16 protein-coding genes are annotated in these 18,861 nt (G+C 62.1%); 12 read left to right on the top strand and 4 right to left on the bottom strand.

Annotated features, from left to right (window positions below):
• The 7 genes from mfd to NKI85_RS21055 form a co-directional block, all read left to right on the top strand.
• Positions 1–2,105: transcription-repair coupling factor (gene mfd / locus NKI85_RS21085; RefSeq protein ID WP_352777778.1), on the top strand; the 2,105-nt coding region annotated here is incomplete at its 5' end.
• Between the two features lie 178 nt (positions 2,106–2,283).
• On the top strand, positions 2,284–2,622 hold the full coding sequence (locus tag NKI85_RS21080) for an Mpo1-like protein (protein WP_352777775.1): 339 nt from the start codon (positions 2,284–2,286) through the stop codon (positions 2,620–2,622).
• Positions 2,619–3,050 (top strand): DUF3995 domain-containing protein, encoded by a 432-nt coding sequence (locus NKI85_RS21075; RefSeq protein WP_352777772.1) that lies wholly within the window; start codon positions 2,619–2,621, stop codon positions 3,048–3,050. The genes NKI85_RS21080 and NKI85_RS21075 overlap by 4 nt, the downstream gene beginning before the upstream one ends.
• A 137-nt stretch (positions 3,051–3,187) precedes the next feature.
• On the top strand, positions 3,188–4,561 hold the full coding sequence (locus NKI85_RS21070) for a class II 3-deoxy-7-phosphoheptulonate synthase (protein ID WP_352531032.1): 1,374 nt from the start codon (positions 3,188–3,190) through the stop codon (positions 4,559–4,561).
• A gap of 206 nt (positions 4,562–4,767) precedes the next feature.
• Positions 4,768–5,187: a GFA family protein gene (locus NKI85_RS21065; protein WP_352777768.1), complete on the top strand. Its 420-nt coding sequence runs from the start codon at positions 4,768–4,770 to the stop codon at positions 5,185–5,187.
• 76 nt (positions 5,188–5,263) lie between these two features.
• Positions 5,264–5,623: a diacylglycerol kinase gene (locus NKI85_RS21060; RefSeq protein WP_352720999.1), complete on the top strand. Its 360-nt coding sequence runs from the start codon at positions 5,264–5,266 to the stop codon at positions 5,621–5,623.
• A 40-nt stretch (positions 5,624–5,663) separates the two neighbouring features.
• Positions 5,664–6,251 (top strand): hemerythrin domain-containing protein, encoded by a 588-nt coding sequence (locus NKI85_RS21055; protein WP_352777765.1) that lies wholly within the window; start codon positions 5,664–5,666, stop codon positions 6,249–6,251.
• A gap of 3 nt (positions 6,252–6,254) precedes the next feature.
• Here the strand turns inward: NKI85_RS21055 and NKI85_RS21050 are convergent, their stop codons facing one another.
• Both NKI85_RS21050 and NKI85_RS21045 read right to left on the bottom strand, forming a co-directional pair.
• Positions 6,255–6,842, bottom strand: coding sequence for a DedA family protein (locus NKI85_RS21050; RefSeq protein ID WP_352777785.1), 588 nt, complete (start codon positions 6,840–6,842; stop codon positions 6,255–6,257).
• Positions 6,839–7,402: a DUF1003 domain-containing protein gene (locus NKI85_RS21045; RefSeq protein WP_352777762.1), complete on the bottom strand. Its 564-nt coding sequence runs from the start codon at positions 7,400–7,402 to the stop codon at positions 6,839–6,841. Before NKI85_RS21045 ends, NKI85_RS21050 begins: the two co-directional genes overlap by 4 nt.
• A gap of 91 nt (positions 7,403–7,493) precedes the next feature.
• Here NKI85_RS21045 and NKI85_RS21040 point away from each other — a divergent pair, with 91 nt between their 5' ends.
• From NKI85_RS21040 to NKI85_RS21025, 4 genes are all read left to right on the top strand, one after another.
• Positions 7,494–8,207: a DNA-3-methyladenine glycosylase I gene (locus tag NKI85_RS21040; RefSeq protein ID WP_352777759.1), complete on the top strand. Its 714-nt coding sequence runs from the start codon at positions 7,494–7,496 to the stop codon at positions 8,205–8,207.
• A gap of 65 nt (positions 8,208–8,272) precedes the next feature.
• Positions 8,273–9,988 (top strand): NAD+ synthase, encoded by a 1,716-nt coding sequence (locus NKI85_RS21035; RefSeq protein ID WP_352777756.1) that lies wholly within the window; start codon positions 8,273–8,275, stop codon positions 9,986–9,988.
• Between the two features lie 454 nt (positions 9,989–10,442).
• Positions 10,443–12,248, top strand: coding sequence for an ABC transporter ATP-binding protein (locus NKI85_RS21030; RefSeq protein WP_352777753.1), 1,806 nt, complete (start codon positions 10,443–10,445; stop codon positions 12,246–12,248).
• A 134-nt stretch (positions 12,249–12,382) separates the two neighbouring features.
• Positions 12,383–13,756, top strand: coding sequence for a glutamate--tRNA ligase (locus tag NKI85_RS21025; RefSeq protein ID WP_352531046.1), 1,374 nt, complete (start codon positions 12,383–12,385; stop codon positions 13,754–13,756).
• Here the strand turns inward: NKI85_RS21025 and NKI85_RS21020 are convergent.
• Positions 13,674–14,870 (bottom strand): DUF2865 domain-containing protein, encoded by a 1,197-nt coding sequence (locus NKI85_RS21020; protein ID WP_352777750.1) that lies wholly within the window; start codon positions 14,868–14,870, stop codon positions 13,674–13,676. The genes NKI85_RS21025 and NKI85_RS21020 overlap by 83 nt on opposite strands.
• Before the next feature lie 375 nt (positions 14,871–15,245).
• Between NKI85_RS21020 and NKI85_RS21015 the strand changes: the two genes are divergently transcribed.
• A complete protein-coding gene (locus tag NKI85_RS21015) occupies positions 15,246–15,758 on the top strand; it encodes a DUF1287 domain-containing protein (RefSeq protein WP_352531052.1) in 513 nt (170 codons plus the stop codon).
• A gap of 12 nt (positions 15,759–15,770) precedes the next feature.
• On the opposite strand, the gene NKI85_RS21010 is transcribed toward NKI85_RS21015, so the two are convergent.
• Positions 15,771–18,095, bottom strand: coding sequence for an NADP-dependent malic enzyme (locus tag NKI85_RS21010; RefSeq protein ID WP_352777747.1), 2,325 nt, complete (start codon positions 18,093–18,095; stop codon positions 15,771–15,773).
• Between the last annotated feature and the right edge of the window lie 766 nt (positions 18,096–18,861).

Genomic DNA, 18,861 nt, shown 5'->3' with positions numbered 1-18,861 from the left:
TCGTCGCGGAGCAGTACATTCTCGGCGACCGGCTGATCCGTCGCTCGAAGCGCAAAAAGCGCGCTTCCGACTTCATCGCCGAGGCTTCGGCGTTGTCGGCCGGCGACATCGTCGTCCATGCCGATCACGGCATTGGCCGCTTCATCGGGCTGCGCACCATCGAGGCGGTCGGTGCGCCGCATGATTGCCTCGAAATCCACTATGCCGGCGACGACCGGCTGTTCCTGCCGGTGGAAAACATCGAGCTGCTGTCGCGCTATGGCTCGGATTCGGCCGAAGCGACGCTCGACAAGCTTGGCGGCGGCGCCTGGCAATCGCGCAAGGCGCGGCTGAAGAAGCGCCTGCTCGACATGGCCGGGCAGCTGATCCGCATCGCCGCCGAGCGGCAGATGCGGGCCGCACCGGCGCTGGTGCCGGCGGAAGGCCTCTATGGCGAGTTTGCGGCGCGTTTTCCCTATGAGGAGACCGACGACCAGCAGATGGCGATCGACTCGGTGATGGATGATCTGGGCGCCGGAAAGCCGATGGACCGGCTGATCTGCGGCGATGTCGGCTTCGGCAAGACCGAAGTTGCACTTCGCGCCGCCTTCATTGGGGCGATGGAAGGCTTTCAGGTGGCCATAGTGGTGCCGACGACATTGCTATCGCGCCAGCATTTCAAGACCTTCTCGCAGCGCTTCTCCGGCCTGCCGATCCGCGTCGCCCAGGCCTCGCGGCTGGTCGGCGCCAAGGAACTGGCGGAGACCAAGAAGGGCATCGCCGAAGGCCAGGTCGACATCGTCGTCGGCACGCATGCACTGCTCGGCTCCTCGATCTCGTTCAAGAATCTTGGCCTGCTGATCATCGACGAGGAGCAGCACTTCGGCGTCAAGCACAAGGAGCGGCTGAAGGATCTGAAGACCGACGTCCACGTTCTGACTTTGTCGGCAACGCCGATCCCGCGAACGCTGCAGCTTGCCTTGACCGGCGTGCGCGAGCTGTCGCTGATCGCCACGCCGCCGGTCGACCGTATGGCGGTGCGCACCTTCATCTCGCCCTTCGATCCGCTGGTCATCCGCGAGACGTTGCTGCGCGAGCGCTACCGTGGCGGCCATTCCTTCTATGTCGTGCCGCGCATCAGCGATCTCGCGGAAATCCATGATTTCCTGCGCGAATCGGTGCCCGAACTGAAATTGGCGGTGGCCCATGGCCAGATGCCGCCCGGTGAACTCGACGACATCATGAACGCTTTCTATGACGGCCAATATGATGTGCTGTTGTCGACCACCATCGTCGAATCCGGCCTCGATATACCGACTGCCAACACGCTGATTGTGCATCGCGCCGACATGTTCGGCCTGTCGCAGCTCTATCAGTTGCGTGGCCGCGTCGGCCGTTCGAAGGTGCGCGCCTATGCGCTGTTCACGCTGCCTGCCAACCGCAAGCTAACCGATACAGCCGAGCGTCGGCTGAAGGTGCTGCAATCGCTCGATACGCTCGGCGCCGGTTTCCAGCTGGCCAGCCACGACCTCGATATCCGCGGCGCCGGCAATCTGCTTGGCGAAGAGCAGTCGGGCCACATCAAGGAGGTCGGCTTCGAACTCTACCAGCAGATGCTGGAGGAGGCGGTGGCCGAAGTGAAGGATTCCGGCGAGGTGCAGGACGGCGGCTGGTCGCCGCAGATCGCCGTCGGCACGGCGGTGATGATCCCGGAAAGCTATGTCCCGGACCTGCAGCTCAGGCTGGCGCTCTATCGCCGCCTCGGCGATCTGGAAAACACCGAGGAGATTGACGCTTTCGGCGCCGAGTTGATCGACCGGTTCGGGACGCTGCCGGAAGAGGTAAAACACTTATTGAAGATCGTCTTCATCAAGGCGCTTTGCCGCAAGGCCAATGTCGAAAAACTCGATGCTGGGCCGAAAGGCGTCGTCATCCATTTCCGCAAGCGGGAATTCCCCAATCCGGTCGGGCTGGTCAAGCTCATCGGCGAACAGGGTTCGCTAGCCAAGATCCGGCCGGACCAGAGCGTCCTCTTCAGCCGCGACTGGCCAACGCCGGAAAAGCGGCTGGCGGGGTCAGCGGTTGTCATGACGCAGCTGGCACGGCTGGTGGAGAAGGCTGCGTAGCACTTGGCTTGCGCTTTGCGGCGAAGGCTGCCGCTAATAGTTCTATGTTGAAAGGAAACAGTAACCGACGCGCAAAAATTGGGAACTCTCCCGAGATGTGCGGCGATTGGAGCTATTTAAGTATTTTTGCCTAAGGGTTCCAGATGGTCTTGAAACGCATCGCTGAAGGGGGGAATCCATGAGCTCGCAAACCTTCGATGAATACTGGCTCGGCTATCTCTCTGGCCATTCAAAACCTTCAACCCGGTTTATCCATTACCTCGGCCTGTTTTTCGCGCCGATCGCCGGGGTTGTGGCATCTTTTCTTCTCGTCTGGTGGGTCTTCCTGATCATCATTCCCTTCTTCTATCTCGCTGCCTTGCTCACCCATCCTTTGCTTGAGCACAACAGCAATAAGCCTTTCGCGGACCGGCCGTTGTGGAGCGCCGTTGCGCTGCTGCGCATGCTTGCACTTGACCTGACGGGCGGGCTTGGTCGGCAACTCAAGCGCCTGAACGAGGCAGCCCGACAGGCATGACGATAGCAATTGTCGCTCTCTGCTCGGCTATTCTGCTGCTCGGCGCCGGCTTTCATATTTACTGGGGTTTCGGCGGTCACATCGGCGCCGGCGTTGCGCTCCCGCAACACGAAGACGGCACTCCGGCTATTAAGGAAACGGCCTTTGGCGCGATAGCGGTTGGGTTGATACTGGCGCTGGTGCTTCTGCTGGTTCTTGGGCTCGTCGGACTGGTCCGCTTGTCGCTGTCGCAACAGTTGCTGAAGGCAGGCATCATCTTGTGGGCGGCCATCTTCACTGCGCGGGCGTTGAGCTGGTCCAGATATTTCGGGCTGTTCAAGCGGGTCAGAACCACGCGTTTCGCCAGGTACGATACCTTGTTCTACAGCTCATCATGTCTGCTGCTGGGGCTGGGCTTCTTCTATCTCGCACTGTCGGCGAAGGAATAGTGAGCCGCCGGCCACCATTCGCCAGCGCTGAGATTCCGGTCTAGAATAGGAAATCGGCTTCGTGTATGGAGCCGCGACCCCATATGGGGCGGATTGGCGGGCGATGGCGTCCGCGTGAAAGAGCGTTGGGTGCTTCGATGACGAAATGGTCGCCGACTTCGTGGAGAGCTAAGCCGATCCAGCAGGTTCCCGCCTATCCAGACCTTGCCGCGCTGAGGAACACGGAAGCCCAGCTCGCCACGTTTCCGCCGTTGGTTTTTGCAGGTGAGGCACGCAAGCTGAAGAAGCAGCTTGCAGCCGTCGCTGCCGGTGACGCATTCCTTCTGCAGGGCGGCGATTGCGCCGAGAGCTTCGCCGAGCATGGCGCGGACAATATCCGCGACTTCTTCCGCGTCTTCTTGCAGATGTCGGTGGTGCTGACCTTCGCCGGCGCGCAGCCGGTGGTGAAGGTCGGCCGTGTTGCCGGCCAGTTCGCCAAGCCGCGCTCCTCCGACAATGAGACCAAGGGCGGCGTGACGCTGCCCAGCTATCGCGGCGACATCATCAACGGCATTGAGTTCGATGCCAAGTCGCGCATTCCCGATCCTGCAAGACAGGAGATGGCGTACCGTCAGTCGGCGGCGACGCTCAACCTTTTGCGTGCCTTCGCCCAGGGCGGCTACGCCAGCCTGGAGAACGTGCATCAATGGATGCTCGGCTTCGTCTCCGACAGCCCGCAAGGCGAGAAATACGAGTCGCTCGCCAACCGCATCACCGAGACGATGGACTTCATGAAGGCCGTCGGCATCACCTCGGAGACCAATTACGCGCTACGCGAGACCGATTTCTACACCAGCCATGAGGCGCTGCTGCTCGGCTATGAGGAGGCGCTGACCCGCGTCGATTCGACTTCGGGCGACTGGTACGCCACCTCCGGCCACATGATCTGGATCGGCGATCGCACGCGCCAGCCCGACCATGCGCATGTCGAATACTGCCGTGGCATCAAGAACCCGCTCGGTCTGAAATGTGGCCCGTCGCTGACGCCGGACGGCCTGTTGCAGCTCATCGACCTGCTCAATCCGGAAAACGAGCCAGGCCGGCTGACGCTGATCGCCCGCTTCGGCTCCGACAAAGTTGCCGACCATCTGCCCAAGCTGGTGCGCGCGGTGCAGAAGGAAGGCCGCAGTGTGGTGTGGTCGTCCGACCCAATGCATGGCAACACCATCGAGGCCGCCGGCTACAAGACACGGCCGTTCGACCGCATCCTGAAGGAGGTGCAGACCTTCTTCGAGGTGCATCGCGCCGAAGGAACGCATCCCGGTGGCATCCATATCGAGATGACCGGCAAGAACGTCACCGAATGTACCGGTGGCGCCCGCGCCATCACCGCCGAAGAACTGCAGGATCGCTACCACACCCATTGCGACCCGCGCCTCAATGCCGACCAGGCGATCGAGCTGGCGTTCCTGGTGTCCGATCTGCTCAAGAAGAGCCATCCGGTCCAGCACAAGCAAGCCGTCAACGGCTGATGCGACCTGAACTTTGATTCACTAAAAGCGCCGGCCGAAAACCGGCGCTTTTTTATTGACCAGGTGGTCAGCGTTTCGAGCCGGCTGCGCCATGTGGGGGAGCAAGAATCCCGAAACCGTCCGGCCGGCGTCGTATTTGCTCGCGCGCGACGGTCGCAAAACTGGAATCCTGCTAAAAAGATAGCGGTTGCGTGTGGGAGGCCGAGATGGATGACCATCACACTGGATCATGCCTGTGCGGGGCCGTGCGGTTCCAGACGCGAGGACCGCTGCGCGGTGTTATCTACTGCCATTGCTCGCAGTGCCGGAAGCAGAGCGGGCATTTTTATGCCGCGACCAATGTTGCCGACCCCAACATCACAATCACGGGCGCGGACAGCATCACCTGGTACGAGGCATCTTCGTTTGCCAGACGGGGTTTCTGCAAGAACTGCGGATCGCTGCTGTTCTGGAAGCCGACGGACGATGGCTATGTTTCGGTCCTGGCCGGACTGTTCGACGCGCCAACCGGGCTTCAGGGGGAATGCCATATCTTCGTCGGCGACAAGGGCGACTATTACGCGATCGACGACGGGCTGCCGCAGTTCGAGAAGTCGACGCCGTCGATCAAGGTTGCAGACGCCTGATTTTTGAAGAGGCCGCCTTATTCCCTTGATCCAGCCATTGCGCTATCCCCTGCCGGTGATTCCGAAGGGTTTTGGCATGCAGCGGCTGATCGACGCTTTTTACAACTCGGTGCGGGCGTTTCGCAAACTGGCCGCCAGCGAGGAGGCCTTCCAGCTGGAGTTGGTGCTGCTCGTGCTTGCGCTGCCGCTCGGCTGGTTCCTTTCGGAATCGTGGCGCGGCTATGCGCTGCTGATCGGCGCCGTGCTGCTCATGATCATGATCGAAGTGCTGAATACCGGCATAGAGGCGGCATGCGACGCGTTCAGCCGGGAATTCAATATCGATATCCAGCTGGCCAAGGATTGCGGTTCGCTGGCGGTGCTTATTTCGGTGGTAATCGCTGCAGGCGTCTGGGGCGTCGCCGTCATTGAGCGGATCCTCGGGGTACCGATCTGACGTTTCAGACACTACATGCCGGTCAATTGAGGAGACCGACATGGCCGATACAGACGGATTTCTGCTGCTTGAACGTGAGGGCCTGCCGGACGATCTGCGCTGGCTGGTCGAAAAATTTCCGCGAGAGATCTGGCAAGCGCATGCCAACATCCACGGCGTGGCCAATATGTGGCTGCAGCGGCACGACATGTTTCGCGACCTTGGCGGCATGCTCGCCAGCGGCATTGGCGATTACCGGGAGGGCAGGCAGAATGCGCTGGAATTCGCGCGCTGGTTCGCGCCGCGCGTCAACCATTTCCTCGGCAATCTCGATGGCCACCACAACGTCGAGGATCATCACTACTTTCCGGTCTTCGCCAGGGCCGAGACCCGTCTGAAGCACGGTTTCGAAATTCTCGATGCCGACCACCACACCATCCACGAAGGGCTGGAGCGCAATGCCGAGGCGGCCAATGCCTTCATCCGCACGCTTCAGGAGAGCGAGGACAAGCAGCGCTTCGCCGCCGACGCCTATGCCGACGAGAACAGCCGGCTGATCGCCATGCTGACCCGTCATCTCGCCGACGAGGAAGACCTGATCATTCCGCTGATCCTCGAGAAGGGCGACCGCGCGCTCGGCATCGACTGACGATCAGTTTCCCTTGGCGCGCTCCTTCTTGGCGACGGAGTGGGCGGCGAACCAGGCGAGGACGACCACGACGATGCCGATGGCCAGAGCGATCAGCAGCCGCTCGTGACGGGCCAGCGCCTGGCCGACGATGCGCTCCGCGCCCAGCCCGAACACATAGCCGACAGCGCAGAACAGCGCCGCCCAGACCACCGACGAGATGGCGTTGAGGATGACGAAGCGCGCCGCCGCGATGCCCGACAGCCCGGCCGCGATGCCACCGACCAGGCGCAGGCCATAGATGTAGCGGTTCGACAGCACGAAAATATTGGGATGGGTGGTGACGAGGCGATAGGCGTGGCTGAAGCCCGGCCGGCCTCTAAGCCTGATCACGAACTGATGGTCGGCGAAGCTTCGTCCGAGGATGAAAAAGAACGTGTCTCCGACGAAGGCGCCAATGGCTGCCGCGAGGAAGGCCTGCCACGGCACGAAGACGTGCTGATGCGCGAAAAAACCGCCGAGAATGGCGGCGCTTTCGCCCTCGGCGACGCAGCCCAGAAAAACCGCGACCAGCCCATATTGCTCAATGAGACGATGGATGGCTTCCGTCATGAGTGCGAGGCTTGGGAGGTGAGCCATTCGTCGAGCCGCCTCAATTGTGTGGCCATCTGCTCGATCTCGTTTTGCATGCCGACGATTTGGCTGTGGCGCAACTCGTCCAGCTTCTCGTGCAGCGCCATGATCTCGATCTCGGCCTTGAGATTGACCTCGTAGTCATGCGCGGCGTCGATGCGGTCGCGCGCGGCCTGTCGGTTCTGCGACATCATGATTACCGGTGCTTGCAGGGCGGCGATCATCGACAGGACGAGATTGAGGAAGATGAACGGGTAGGGGTCGAACGAATCGCGTCCCAGCAGCCACCAATTGGCACCGATCCAGACAACGAGGAAAGCGATGAAGGACAGGATGAACGTCCACGAGCCGCCGACGCGCGCGATAGTATCGGCGATACGGTCGCCCGCGCCCTGAATGCCGGCAAAACTGTCGTTGATGTTCTCCGACAGGGGCCTGCGGTCGACTGCGCTCTGCAGCACCCGTCTTTCGAGCTCGCTCAAGTTCTCCGGCGTTTGCCTCAGCCAGCGATGGGCCAGTTCGGGCAATGTCTTGTTCATGGATATCTCCCTACGAAAACGCATCGGCTTGGCAGCCTCGTTTCCATATAGGAAGATGCGGGGCCTCAAAAGCGGTGTGAGGATGCACCAAATGCCTGATTTCGCGAAGATTCGCGCCCGTGCGGCGAAACGCAAAGGCGGTGAGGCGGCGTTGGCGTCGCTGCTGGGGTCTATGCCGGACAACGCTGCCGTGGCGAAGATTGCGGACGATCGCATCCTGTCGACTATGGCTGAGCGGGTCTTTGCCGCCGGCTTCGTCTGGCGTGTCATCGAGCAGAAATGGCCGGGCTTCGAAGAGGCATTTCTCGGCTTCGAGCCGAAGCGGCTGTTGTTCCAGCCTGACGATTTCTGGCACGATCTCACCGCCGACAAGCGCATCGTGCGCAATCCGCAGAAGATCAAATCCGTACGCGACAACGCAGCCTTCGTCGAGCGCGTGTCGAAGGAGCATGGCGGCTTCGGCAAGTTCCTCGCCAATTGGCCGGCGGATGACCAGATCGGGTTGATGGCTTATCTCGGCAAGCATGGAAGCCGGCTCGGCGGCAATACCGGCCAGTATTTTCTGCGCTGGCTGGAGTGGGACGCCTTCATCGTCTCGGCCGACATGGCGGCATCGCTGCGCGACGCCGGACTCGACATCGCGCAGCGCCCGACATCGAAGAAGGATCTGGGCAAGATCCAGGCCCAGATCAACACCTGGGTGGCGGAAACCGGGCTGCCGCGCCGGCACATTTCGCGCATTCTGGCAATGTCGATCGGCGAGAACCATTCGCCGGAAGCCCTGCGCGAATATATGGGCGAATAGGACCGATCGTTTGGTCTAAACGAACGCCATTGCCCGACGTATTTTGCCGCGCTAAACCCACAGGCATGACCGACAAGACCGCTCCAGACATATTGCGCATCGCCGTCGCCCAGCTCAATCCGACCGTCGGCGACGTCGCCGGCAATCTCGCCAAGGCGCGCGAGGGGAGGGCGGATGCCGCCCGCCAGGGCGCCGACCTCGTGCTGTTCACCGAGCTTTTCCTTGCCGGCTATCCGCCCGAGGATCTGGTGCTGAAGCCGGCTTTCCTGAAGGCCTGCGAGCGGGCGGCGGAGGATTTCGCCGGCGATACCGCCGACGGCGGCCCAGGCGTCATCATCGGCACGCCGCTGAAGCGCAAGAGCGGCACGCATAATTCGATCATCTTTGCCGATGGCGGCAAAATCCTTGCCGAGCGCTACAAGCTCGACCTGCCGAATTACGGCGAATTCGACGAGAAGCGCGTCTTCCAGGCGGGCCCCGAGATCCAGGGACCGGTCAATTTCCGCGGCGTGCGGCTGGGCATCCCGATCTGCGAAGACATCTGGGGCGATGTCGCCGTCTGCGAGACGCTGGCCGAAAGCGGCGCGGAAATCCTGCTGGTGCCGAACGGCTCGCCCTATTATCGCGGCAAGGTCGATGTCCGCCACCAGATCGTCATCCGCCAGGTCATCGAATGCGGCCTGCCGATCATCTATGCCAACCAGCTTGGCGGCCAGGACGAGCTGATCTTCGACGGTGCGTCGTTTGCCATAGGTTCTGACAAAACGCTGGCCTTCCAGATGAGCCAGTTCGAGGAGACGGTCAACGTCACCACCTGGAAGCGAACCCGCGTCGCCGCAGGCGCGCAAAATGGAAATAATTCCGACGTCTGGGTCTGCTCTGATGGACCGATGTCGAAAATCCCGGAAAAGGAGGAGGCCGACTATCGCGCCTGCATGTTGGGCCTGCGCGACTACGTCAACAAGAACGGCTTCAAGAATGTGGTGCTCGGCCTCTCCGGCGGCATCGATTCGGCGATCTGCGCAGCACTTGCCGTCGATGCGCTCGGCGAGGAACGGCTGCGCGCGCTGATGATGCCTTACCGCTACACCTCGAAGGACTCGCTGAAGGATGCCGAAGACTGCGCCCGCGCGCTCGGCTGCCGCTACGACATCGTGCCGATCTTCGAGCCGGTCGAGGGTTTCCTGCACGCGCTGACCCAGCTTTTCGAGGGCACCAAGGAAGGCATTACCGAGGAGAACTTGCAGAGCCGGGCCCGCGGCACCATCCTGATGGCGATTTCCAACAAGTTCGGCTCGATGGTCGTCACCACCGGTAACAAGAGCGAGATGTCGGTAGGCTACGCCACGCTCTATGGCGACATGAATGGCGGCTTCAACCCGATAAAGGACCTCTACAAGATGCAAGTCTATGCGTTGTCGCGCTGGCGCAACGCGCATGTGCCGCCGGGCGCGCTCGGTCCATCCGGCGAGGTGATCCCGAACAACATCATCGACAAGGCGCCATCGGCGGAACTGCGCGAGAACCAGACCGACCAGGATTCGCTGCCACCCTATCCGGTGCTCGACGACATATTGGAGTGTCTGGTCGAGAACGAGATGGGCGTCGACGAGATCGTTGCGCGCGGCCATGACCGGGCGACGGTGGCGCGCGTCGAGCACCTGCTCTACGTCGCCGAATACAAGCGCCGGCAGGCGGCGCCAGGCGTGAAGATCACCAGGAAGAACTTTGGCCGCGACCGCCGCTATCCCATAACCAACCGGTTCAGGGATCGGGGTTAGGCTTCAGGCCGGTCACAGACGGCCGCACCATGCGCCTCCACCGCGTCCCGGCGGGCTGAAGCGGATCGACGACGGCGCACAACCGGCGATTGTTGCAAAATCGTCTCACTGCTTGGACCAGATGCTCTTTCGGCTATCTACTGACTTGGCGCGGCGTTGAGGCGTGTCTATAAACGCCTTTCCGCGATCCCCTTGGGGAGGACCGAATGCCAGGATTTGACATCGTTATGCGAGGCCGCGAAGCCTAGGTCTCAAACGGCAAACCAGAAGGTTTTTACCTTTCCGGCGAAGCCGAGCTGAGAACAGGCGTTCGTCGATGCCGGTCGCCGCCCGTATTCGGGCGAGCGCCAAGTGTGCCGAACCTCCGCATTCCTGGGCGCTAACTCGCTCCCAACGCGGTTTTTTCAATTTTCGACCTTTCCGGGATCGGGCTCGTTTGCGCCCGAATGACATAATGACTCGTTTTCGAATAGATTTGCGCGCAGGCGCCTTTCGTAGCGTTCTTGGTTTTACGCTTAGCCATTGGCGGCGTCAGCCGTGGCGGCTTGCCGGCATTATGGGCACGTTCCTGCTGTCGACCTTGGCCGACGTGCTGACCCCGCTCTATTCCGGCCGGCTGGTCGATGCCGTCGCCAGTAGCGCTGCGGCCGACGATGTTGCGTGGAACGCGGCGATGGCGGCCTTTTCGATGCTGGTGGCCCTTGCTCTCACCGGTGTCGTGCTGCGCAACCTCGCCTTCATGGCCATCGTCGAGCTGACGTTGAAGATGATGGCGGATATCGCTGCCGACGCCTTCCACCGCGTCCAGCGCTTCTCCACCGACTGGCACGCCAACAGCTTCGCCGGATCGACGGTGCGCAAGATAACGCGCGGCATGTGGGCGCTCGACCTGCTCAACGACACGATCCTGATTGCGCTGCTGCCATCCGTCGTCATGCTCGTCGGCTCGACCTTGCTGCTTGGCTGGTTCTGGCCGCTGATGGGTGCTGTCGTCGCCGCAGGTTCGGTGCTGTTCATCGCGGCGACGACGATGCTGTCGCTTGGCTATGTCGCGCCCGCGGCAAGGCTTGCCAATGCGTGGGATACGCGGCTTGGCGGGTCGCTGGCCGATGCGGTGAGCTGCAACGCCGTGGTCAAGGGCTTTGGTGCCGAGGAGCGCGAGGAGGCGCGGCTTGCCGAGGTTGTCGCCAAATGGCGCGCCCGCACCCGGCGCACTTGGATGCGCGGCATCCTCAACGGCACTACGCAAGGCACGATGCTGCTGCTTTTGAGGGCAGCGGTCATCGGGTTCTCTCTGCTTTTGTGGTCGTGGGGGCAGGCGAGTGCCGGCGACGTCGCTTTCGTGCTGACCTCATTCTTCGTGCTGCAAGGCTATCTGCGCGACATCGGCACGCATATCCGCAATCTGCAGCGGTCGATCAACGACATGGAGGAACTGGTCGATTTCCAGTCCGAACCGCTCGGCATCGAAGATCAGCCCGGCGCTATACCGATCCGGATCACCGACGGCCGTATCACCTTCGACAATGTCACGTTCCACTATGGCAGCCACCGCCTGCCGCTCTACCGCGATTTCTCGGTGGACATCGCGCCGGGCGAACGCGTTGGGCTGGTTGGCCATTCGGGCTCCGGCAAGACGACCTTCGTCAAGCTGATCCAGCGCCTCTATGACGTGACTGCGGGAAATATTCTGATCGACGGCCAGAACATTGCCAATGTGGCGCAGGCGTCGCTGCGCGCGCAAATCGCAATCGTCCAGCAGGAGCCCATCCTGTTCCACCGGTCGCTGGCCGAAAACATCGCCTATGCCCGGCCGAGCGCCACGCAGGCCGAGATCGAGCATGCAGCACGGCTTGCCAGCGCGCACGACTTCATCGCCAATTTGCCGAAAGGCTATGGCACGCTGGTCGGCGAGCGTGGCGTAAAGCTGTCAGGTGGTGAGCGTCAGCGCGTTGCAATCGCACGCGCGTTCCTCGCCGATGCGCGCATCCTGATCCTGGACGAGGCGACATCGAGCCTCGATTCGGAATCGGAGGTGCTGATCCAGCAGGCGATGGAGCGCTTGATGGTCGGCCGCACGACGCTGGTCATCGCCCACCGGCTGTCGACGGTGCGGGCGCTGGACAGGCTTTTGGTGTTCGATCGCGGCCGCATCGTCGAGGAGGGTTCGCATGACCAGCTGATCCGGCTCCAAGGCGGCATCTACCGCCGGCTGTTCGAACGCCAGGCGCTTGAGCTGACCAAAGGCCTGGTGATCTGACGGGTTGCGGCGCCGCGCGTCTTAATGGATGCGCGGCGCTGCAGCCTTTTCATCGCCTTCGTCATGTTCTATGTCTGCCGCCGAGCGCGGGGGCGCGTCTTGTCAACAGCAAAACCATCCGGTACGCCCCGCTCATGACAGTTACCGTCCGTTTCGCCCCGTCACCGACCGGCCGCATCCATATCGGCAATGCGCGCACCGCTCTGTTCAACTGGCTGTTTGCCATCAAGAACAAGGGCCGCGTCATCCAGCGCTTCGACGACACCGACGTTGCCCGTTCGACGCAGGAATTTTCCGACGCCATCCTTTATGACCTGCATTGGCTGGGCATCTTTCCGGATGCCACGGAGTACCAGTCGCGGCGGGTCGAAATCTACGATGCCGCACTGGAGAGGCTGAAGGAGGCGCGCCTCGTCTATGCCTGCTATGAGACGCCGGAAGAACTCGATCTAAGGCGCAAGGTGCGCCGCACACGCGGCCTACCGCCAGTCTATGGCCGCGAGGCGCTGACGCTGACACCTGAGCAGGTTGCGGAATATGAGGCCGACGGCCGTCGGCCGCACTGGCGCTTTCTGCTGCCCAACTTCACCAGCGATCCGCTGCAGCCGGAGCGCACCGAAATCCACTGGAACGATCTGGTGCGCGGCGAGGAAACCGTCGACCTCGCCTCGCTTTCGGACCCGGTTCTACGGCGCGAGGACGGCACCTACCTCTACACACTGCCTTCGGTGGTCGACGACATCGAGATGGGTGTCAGCCATGTCATTCGCGGCGACGACCACGTCACCAATACCGGCGTCCAGGTAGCCTTGTTCCGGGCGCTCGGCGCCGAGCCGCCGGTGTTCGGTCACCATAATCTTCTGACAACGGCATCAGGCGAGGGGCTTTCAAAGCGCACCGGCGCACTGTCCATCCAGAGCCTGCGTGAAAGCGGCATCGAGCCAATGGCGGTTGCTTCGCTGGCCGTGCTCGTCGGTACCTCGGAAAATGTCGTGGCGGTGCCGACGATGGCCGAACTTGCCGAGCGCTTCGATCCGGCGGCAACATCGAAATCCGCCGCCAAGTTCGAGCCGGACGAACTCTTCGTGCTCAACCGCACGCTGCTGCACCATATGCCGTTCTCCGAGGCACGCGACCGGCTGATCGTGCTTGGCATCTCCGGCGAACAGGCCGAACCTTTCTGGCTGGCGGTGCGCGGCAATCTCGACAGGCTGGCCGATGCGGCGATCTGGTGGCGTACGCTTCGCGACGGCCCACAGGAGCCGGCGGAGTTTTCCGACGACGACCGCGACTTTCTTCGCCAGGCGTTCGAGCTGCTGCCGGAAGAGCCTTGGAACGGCACCGTCTGGAAGGATTGGACCGGCAAGATCCGCGAGGCGAGCGGCCGTAAGGGCAAGGCGCTGTTTATGCCGCTCAGGCTGGCGCTTACGGGACAGTCTTCGGGTCCGGAGCTTGCAGATCTGTTGCCGCTGCTGGGTCGGGAAGGAACGTTGGCCCGACGACCCTGACCTTGCGTTGTTCCGGCGGCACCAGGGACGTCGGCGAGGGCACGGGTTTGACGGCAAGGCGTCTGATCGCCTCACGGTCGAGGCCGCCTTCCGTGTTGGCCAAGGTCTCCGGGTCGGCGCCCGGATCAGGCCTGGCAACCGGCAGCGGAATAAACGGAGTGGTCTCCACGTTCGCCTCGGATTGTTCCGCGGTTGGCGGGTTGCCCGCGATGATCTCGAAATTCTGCCCGGCGTTACAGCCGCAGGCCGGCGGCTGCGGCATGTCCGACTGCTTGTAGAGATAGGCCGTCGGCAGTTCGCCATAGGGCCTGCCGGTCACCGAAGACGTCATGGACGCCGAATCGCCGCTCATGCCGCGCGTGTAGAAGACCTGCATCTCGGTGCCGGGGCAGCTCGATTCGCAATTCTTCTGGTCGCGCTCGAAATCGCCCAGCGAAGCGGCATTCGACATCGGAAAGAAATAGCCGTCGCAGGTGCGCACGCACATGGTGCGGAATTCGCCTCGGGGCTGGCCCAACTCGCCGGCGTTGTTGAGCATGGTGCGGATGTTGCGCGGCTGATTGGGCTCTTCAAGCTGGTCGGGCGCACCGGGTTCACTTGCATCACTGCCCAAAAGCTGGTCGAGCAGGGTTCGGTTGCCGTTTTCACCGCTGGCTTCGCGGACCGGTGCGAGCGTCGGCGGCGCCGCATCATCGCGGCAGCCATTGGCGTCAAGCGAGGCCAATATGCGCACGCGATCGCGTCGCGAACCACCGCCGGCAAGCTCGGCGCGCTTGGCCTGCAAACTGTCGAGATTGGCAGCCATGCGATCGATGGTAGCGTCGAGTGCTGCGCATACGTTGGCGTTGCGGCGAGATAGCGAAAAGCCGCAGCCGGCGCTGCTGGATTGGCCGACGGACTTTGAAATCTGATGACGCTGCCGCACGATCGCGTCGTCATATTTCCGGAGCAGGGCCGGCTTGCCGCCGCCACCCTGAGAAGCGGCGGCAAGATCGGCTTCAAGCTGGCGGCAGAGGCGCGAAGCGGCCTGCGCCTGAGTGACGGCAATGCCGGACAGCACCACGGCGCCGAGCAGCGCAGCGGCCCGCGTCAGCTTCCAACTTGCGCCCGTCATCCCTCCGGAACTCCGACTGCCTGTCGTTCAGAAAGCTACCGCGCTTGCGGTTAACCGTTTGTTTAGCATACCGCCGATTCCGGCTTCAGCCCAAATCGGCGATGGCTTGCGCCTTGTGCGCGGCTTCGACCACGACCAGTGCTGTCATATTGACCACGCCGCACGATATATTGGGACGGAGCCACGACCGCGACATCCTGGCGTTGCACGAAAAAGGCGTATTCGCCCAGAAGAATGCCTGGATTCAGCAATGCCCGGAGGCTTGGCATGGCCGCGATTACCCGTCGAGCCGCACTGCAATTTGGTCTTTTGTGCCTGGCGATGCCGGTTGCCACGGCGCAGGAAAAGCCCATCACGCCGGATTGGGGCACCAAATTGGTCGAAGCCGCCCGTGAGCAGATCGGCGTCACCACCGTCTACGATCCGACCTATACACGCCTGGCCTATCCGGGCGGGGATGTTGAGCCCGAGCGAGGTGTGTGCACGGATGTCGTGATCCGCGCTTATCGCCGCGCTTTCGATCTCGATCTGCAAGAATTGGTCCATGAGGATATGCGGGCCAATTTTGCCGCTTATCCAAAGGCTTGGGGCTTGAAAGCGCCCGATCGCAACATCGACCACCGCCGTGTGCCCAACCTTGCGATCTATTTCGGGCGGCGAGGCGCTGCCTTGCCCGTCAGCCAAGACCCCGCCGACTATCGACCAGGGGATCTCGTCACCCAGATGCTCCCCGGCAATCTGTCACATATTGCCATCGTGTCGTCCAATCGCTCCACTTTGGTATCGACAAGGATGCTGGTCATTCACAATATCGGCCGCGGCGCCAGGGAAGAGGACACTTTGTTTGCCTTCAGGCAGACAGGGCATTTCCGGTTCAAGCCAGTCTGAGAAAGCCCGCTGCTAGCCCAGATCGACGATGGCTTGCGCCTTGTGCGCGGCTTCGACCACGGCCAGTGCCGTCATGTTGACGACGCCGCGCGAGGTGACCGACGGCGTCAATATGTGCGCCGGGCTGTCGGTGCCGAGCAGGATCGGGCCGACATGCAGCGCGTCCATCATCGTGCGCAGCGCGGTCAGCGTGATGTTCGCCGAATCAAGATTGGGAAACACCAGCAGATTGGCTTCGCCTTTCAGCCGCGAATGCGGATAGACGCGTTGGCGCAGCTGCTCCGACAGTGCCGAGTCGGCATGCATCTCGCCGTCGCATTGCAGGTCGGGCGCGATGCGCGCCAGGATCGCCGCTGCCTGCCGCATCTTCATGGCGCTTGGCGAATCGCGGGAGCCGAAATCCGAATGCGAAAGCAGGGCTGCCTTGGGCTCGATGCCAAAACGCTGAATCTCCTCGGCCGCCAGAACGGTCATCTCCGCAATCTCCTCGGCGGTCGGATCGACGGAGACATGGGTATCGGTGAGGAAAATGATGCCGCGCTGCGAGATCAGCATGGAAAGCGTCGACAGGTCGCGATCCTTGATGCCGGCGCGCGGCCCGATGATCAGTGTGACGTTGCGCAAATGGCGCTCGAAACGGCCCTCGAGGCCGCAGACCATGGCATCGGCGTCGCCGCGCTTCAGGGCAAGGGCGGCGATAACCGTATTGTCGGTGCGCACCATGGTGCGCGCCGCTTCCGTGGTCACGCCGCGCCGGCCGGCAAGCTCGATCAAGAGGTCGACGTAGTGACGGTAACGCGGATCGTCTTCCGGGTTGATCAGGCCGAAATCGACGCCCGGCTTGATGCGCAGCCCATAGCGCTTCAGCCGCACCTCGATGACGTGCGGGCGGCCGATCAGGATCGGTTCGGCAATGCCTTCCTCGAGGACGACCTGCGCGGCGCGAAGCACGCGCTCGTCCTCGCCGTCGGCATAGATGACGCGCTTGGCGCTCGACGTCTTAGCCATCGAGAACACTGGCTTCATGACCAGGCCGGAGCGGAAAACGAAGCGGTTCAGCTTGTCGATATAGGCGGCGAAATCGGTGATCGGCCGCGTCGCGACGCCGGTCTCGCAGGCTGCCTTGGCAACGGCAGGGGCAATGCGCAAAATCAGCCGCGGATCAAAAGGCGAGGGGATCAGGAACTCCGGACCGAAGATCGGTGTCTCGCCGGAATAGGCGCGGGCGGCAACATCGGACGGCTCTTCGCGGGCAAGCGCTGCAATCGCCCGCACGGCGGCCATTTTCATCTCTTCGTTGATGGCACTTGCGCCGCAATCCAGCGCGCCACGGAAGATGTAAGGAAAACAGAGTACGTTATTGACTTGATTGGGGAAATCGGAGCGGCCGGTGCAGATCATCGCGTCGGGTCGCGCCGCCCGTGCCGCTTCCGGCATGATCTCGGGATTGGGATTGGCCAGCGCCAGGATCAGCGGTTTTGGTGCCATGTGGTGCAGCAATTCCGGCTTCAGCACGCCGGCGGCCGAGAGGCCGAGAAATACGTCGGCGCCGGGCAGAACGTCGGCCAGTGCGCGCGCCTCGGTGTCCTTCACATAGGGGTCTTTCCAGCGGTCCATCTCGTCGACGCGGCCCTTATAGGCGACGCCGAACCGGTCGGTGACCCAGATGTTTTCGACCCGCGCGCCGAGCGAGACCAGAAGATTGAGACAGGCGAGAGCGGCAGCACCTGCGCCCGACGTGACGATCTTGATGTCCGAGATAGATTTGCCGGCGAATTCCAGCCCGTTGAGCACGGCGGCGGCGACGATGATGGCGGTGCCGTGCTGGTCGTCATGGAAGACCGGTATGCCCATGCGGGCTTTCAACTGCTCCTCGACCTCGAAGCATTCGGGCGCCTTGATGTCCTCGAGGTTGATGCCGCCGAAGGTCGGCTCCAGCGCCGAGATCGTCTCGACCATGCGCTCGATGCCCGGTGCGTCGATCTCAATGTCGAAGACATCGATGCCGGCGAATTTCTTGAACAGCACCGCCTTGCCCTCCATCACCGGCTTGGAGGCGAGCGGACCGATATTGCCGAGGCCGAGCACCGCCGAACCGTTGGTGACGACGCCAACAAGATTAGCGCGGGCGGTATAGTCGGCGGCGGTTGCCGGATCGTCGCGGATTTCAAGACAGGGCGCCGCGACGCCCGGCGAATAGGCAAGCGCCAGGTCGCGCTGGTTGCCGAGCGGCTTCGTCGCCTGGATTTCAAGCTTTCCGGGCCGGGGGTGCTTGTGGAAGTAGAGCGCTGCTTCGTCGAGGTCGGATCGCGCCGCCTTCTTGCTTTCGCCTGTCATGACGGCCGCCTCCTCGGTTCAGTCCGTTTGGTGTTTCGAGTCTCTTAGCATGCAGCCGCGGCTTTTCGAGAGGTGATATGTCGCAAGTGCGACGCTTATGGCTTCACGCCGCCGTCGGGCCGTCTGGTCTGCCATTGAGATGTCGGGACGACAGGCGGGTGCTGCGGCGAGCTGCGCCGCCGAATGTCTGCTCGGGTGGTTTGCGGATGATTAGGTATTCTTTCGCTAGTCCGCTGTGGCGCTGTTGCTCTCATAAAGTACACGAAAGAAACTCTTAGAATAGCGGTCGTACCACGCGGCAGCCCACTCACCGACAAGTCGCTCTGTCGACGACACCCTACGCCGGTAGTCGACTGTTCGGCGGACACCTCCTTCCTCAAGATCAATGTCCAGGTGGGTAAGCTTTGGGGTCGCATCCGAAAACCTGAGATACATATATGTAAACACGGCGATGTGACGTTTTCCCATTGACAAGCAACGATTTTCAATCGCCACCACGGCAGACTGGACTGTCGCGAAATCCTCTAGCCTAACCGCTCGTTCTAGACGAACGAAGTCAAGGAACAATCTCCTGTCGGCAATTGCAAGGCTGCCGTCGGCCGTGGTTCGAACCCCGTGTGACAGCAGTTTTTGCTTAACAAAGCGATAGATAGAAGACGCCATCCGCCGGTCTCATTTTCGATTGCGAGGCAGGACATAGCATGCGGACTAACCCTAGTCCTTGTGAACTGAGTGCCGTTTTGAGCATAATGTCGCCGTGTCTCGG

It is taken from the genome of Mesorhizobium sp. M0571 (assembly GCF_040320985.1).
Lineage (GTDB): Bacteria > Pseudomonadota > Alphaproteobacteria > Rhizobiales > Rhizobiaceae > Mesorhizobium.
This window is presented reverse-complemented; position numbering and strand designations above follow the sequence as displayed.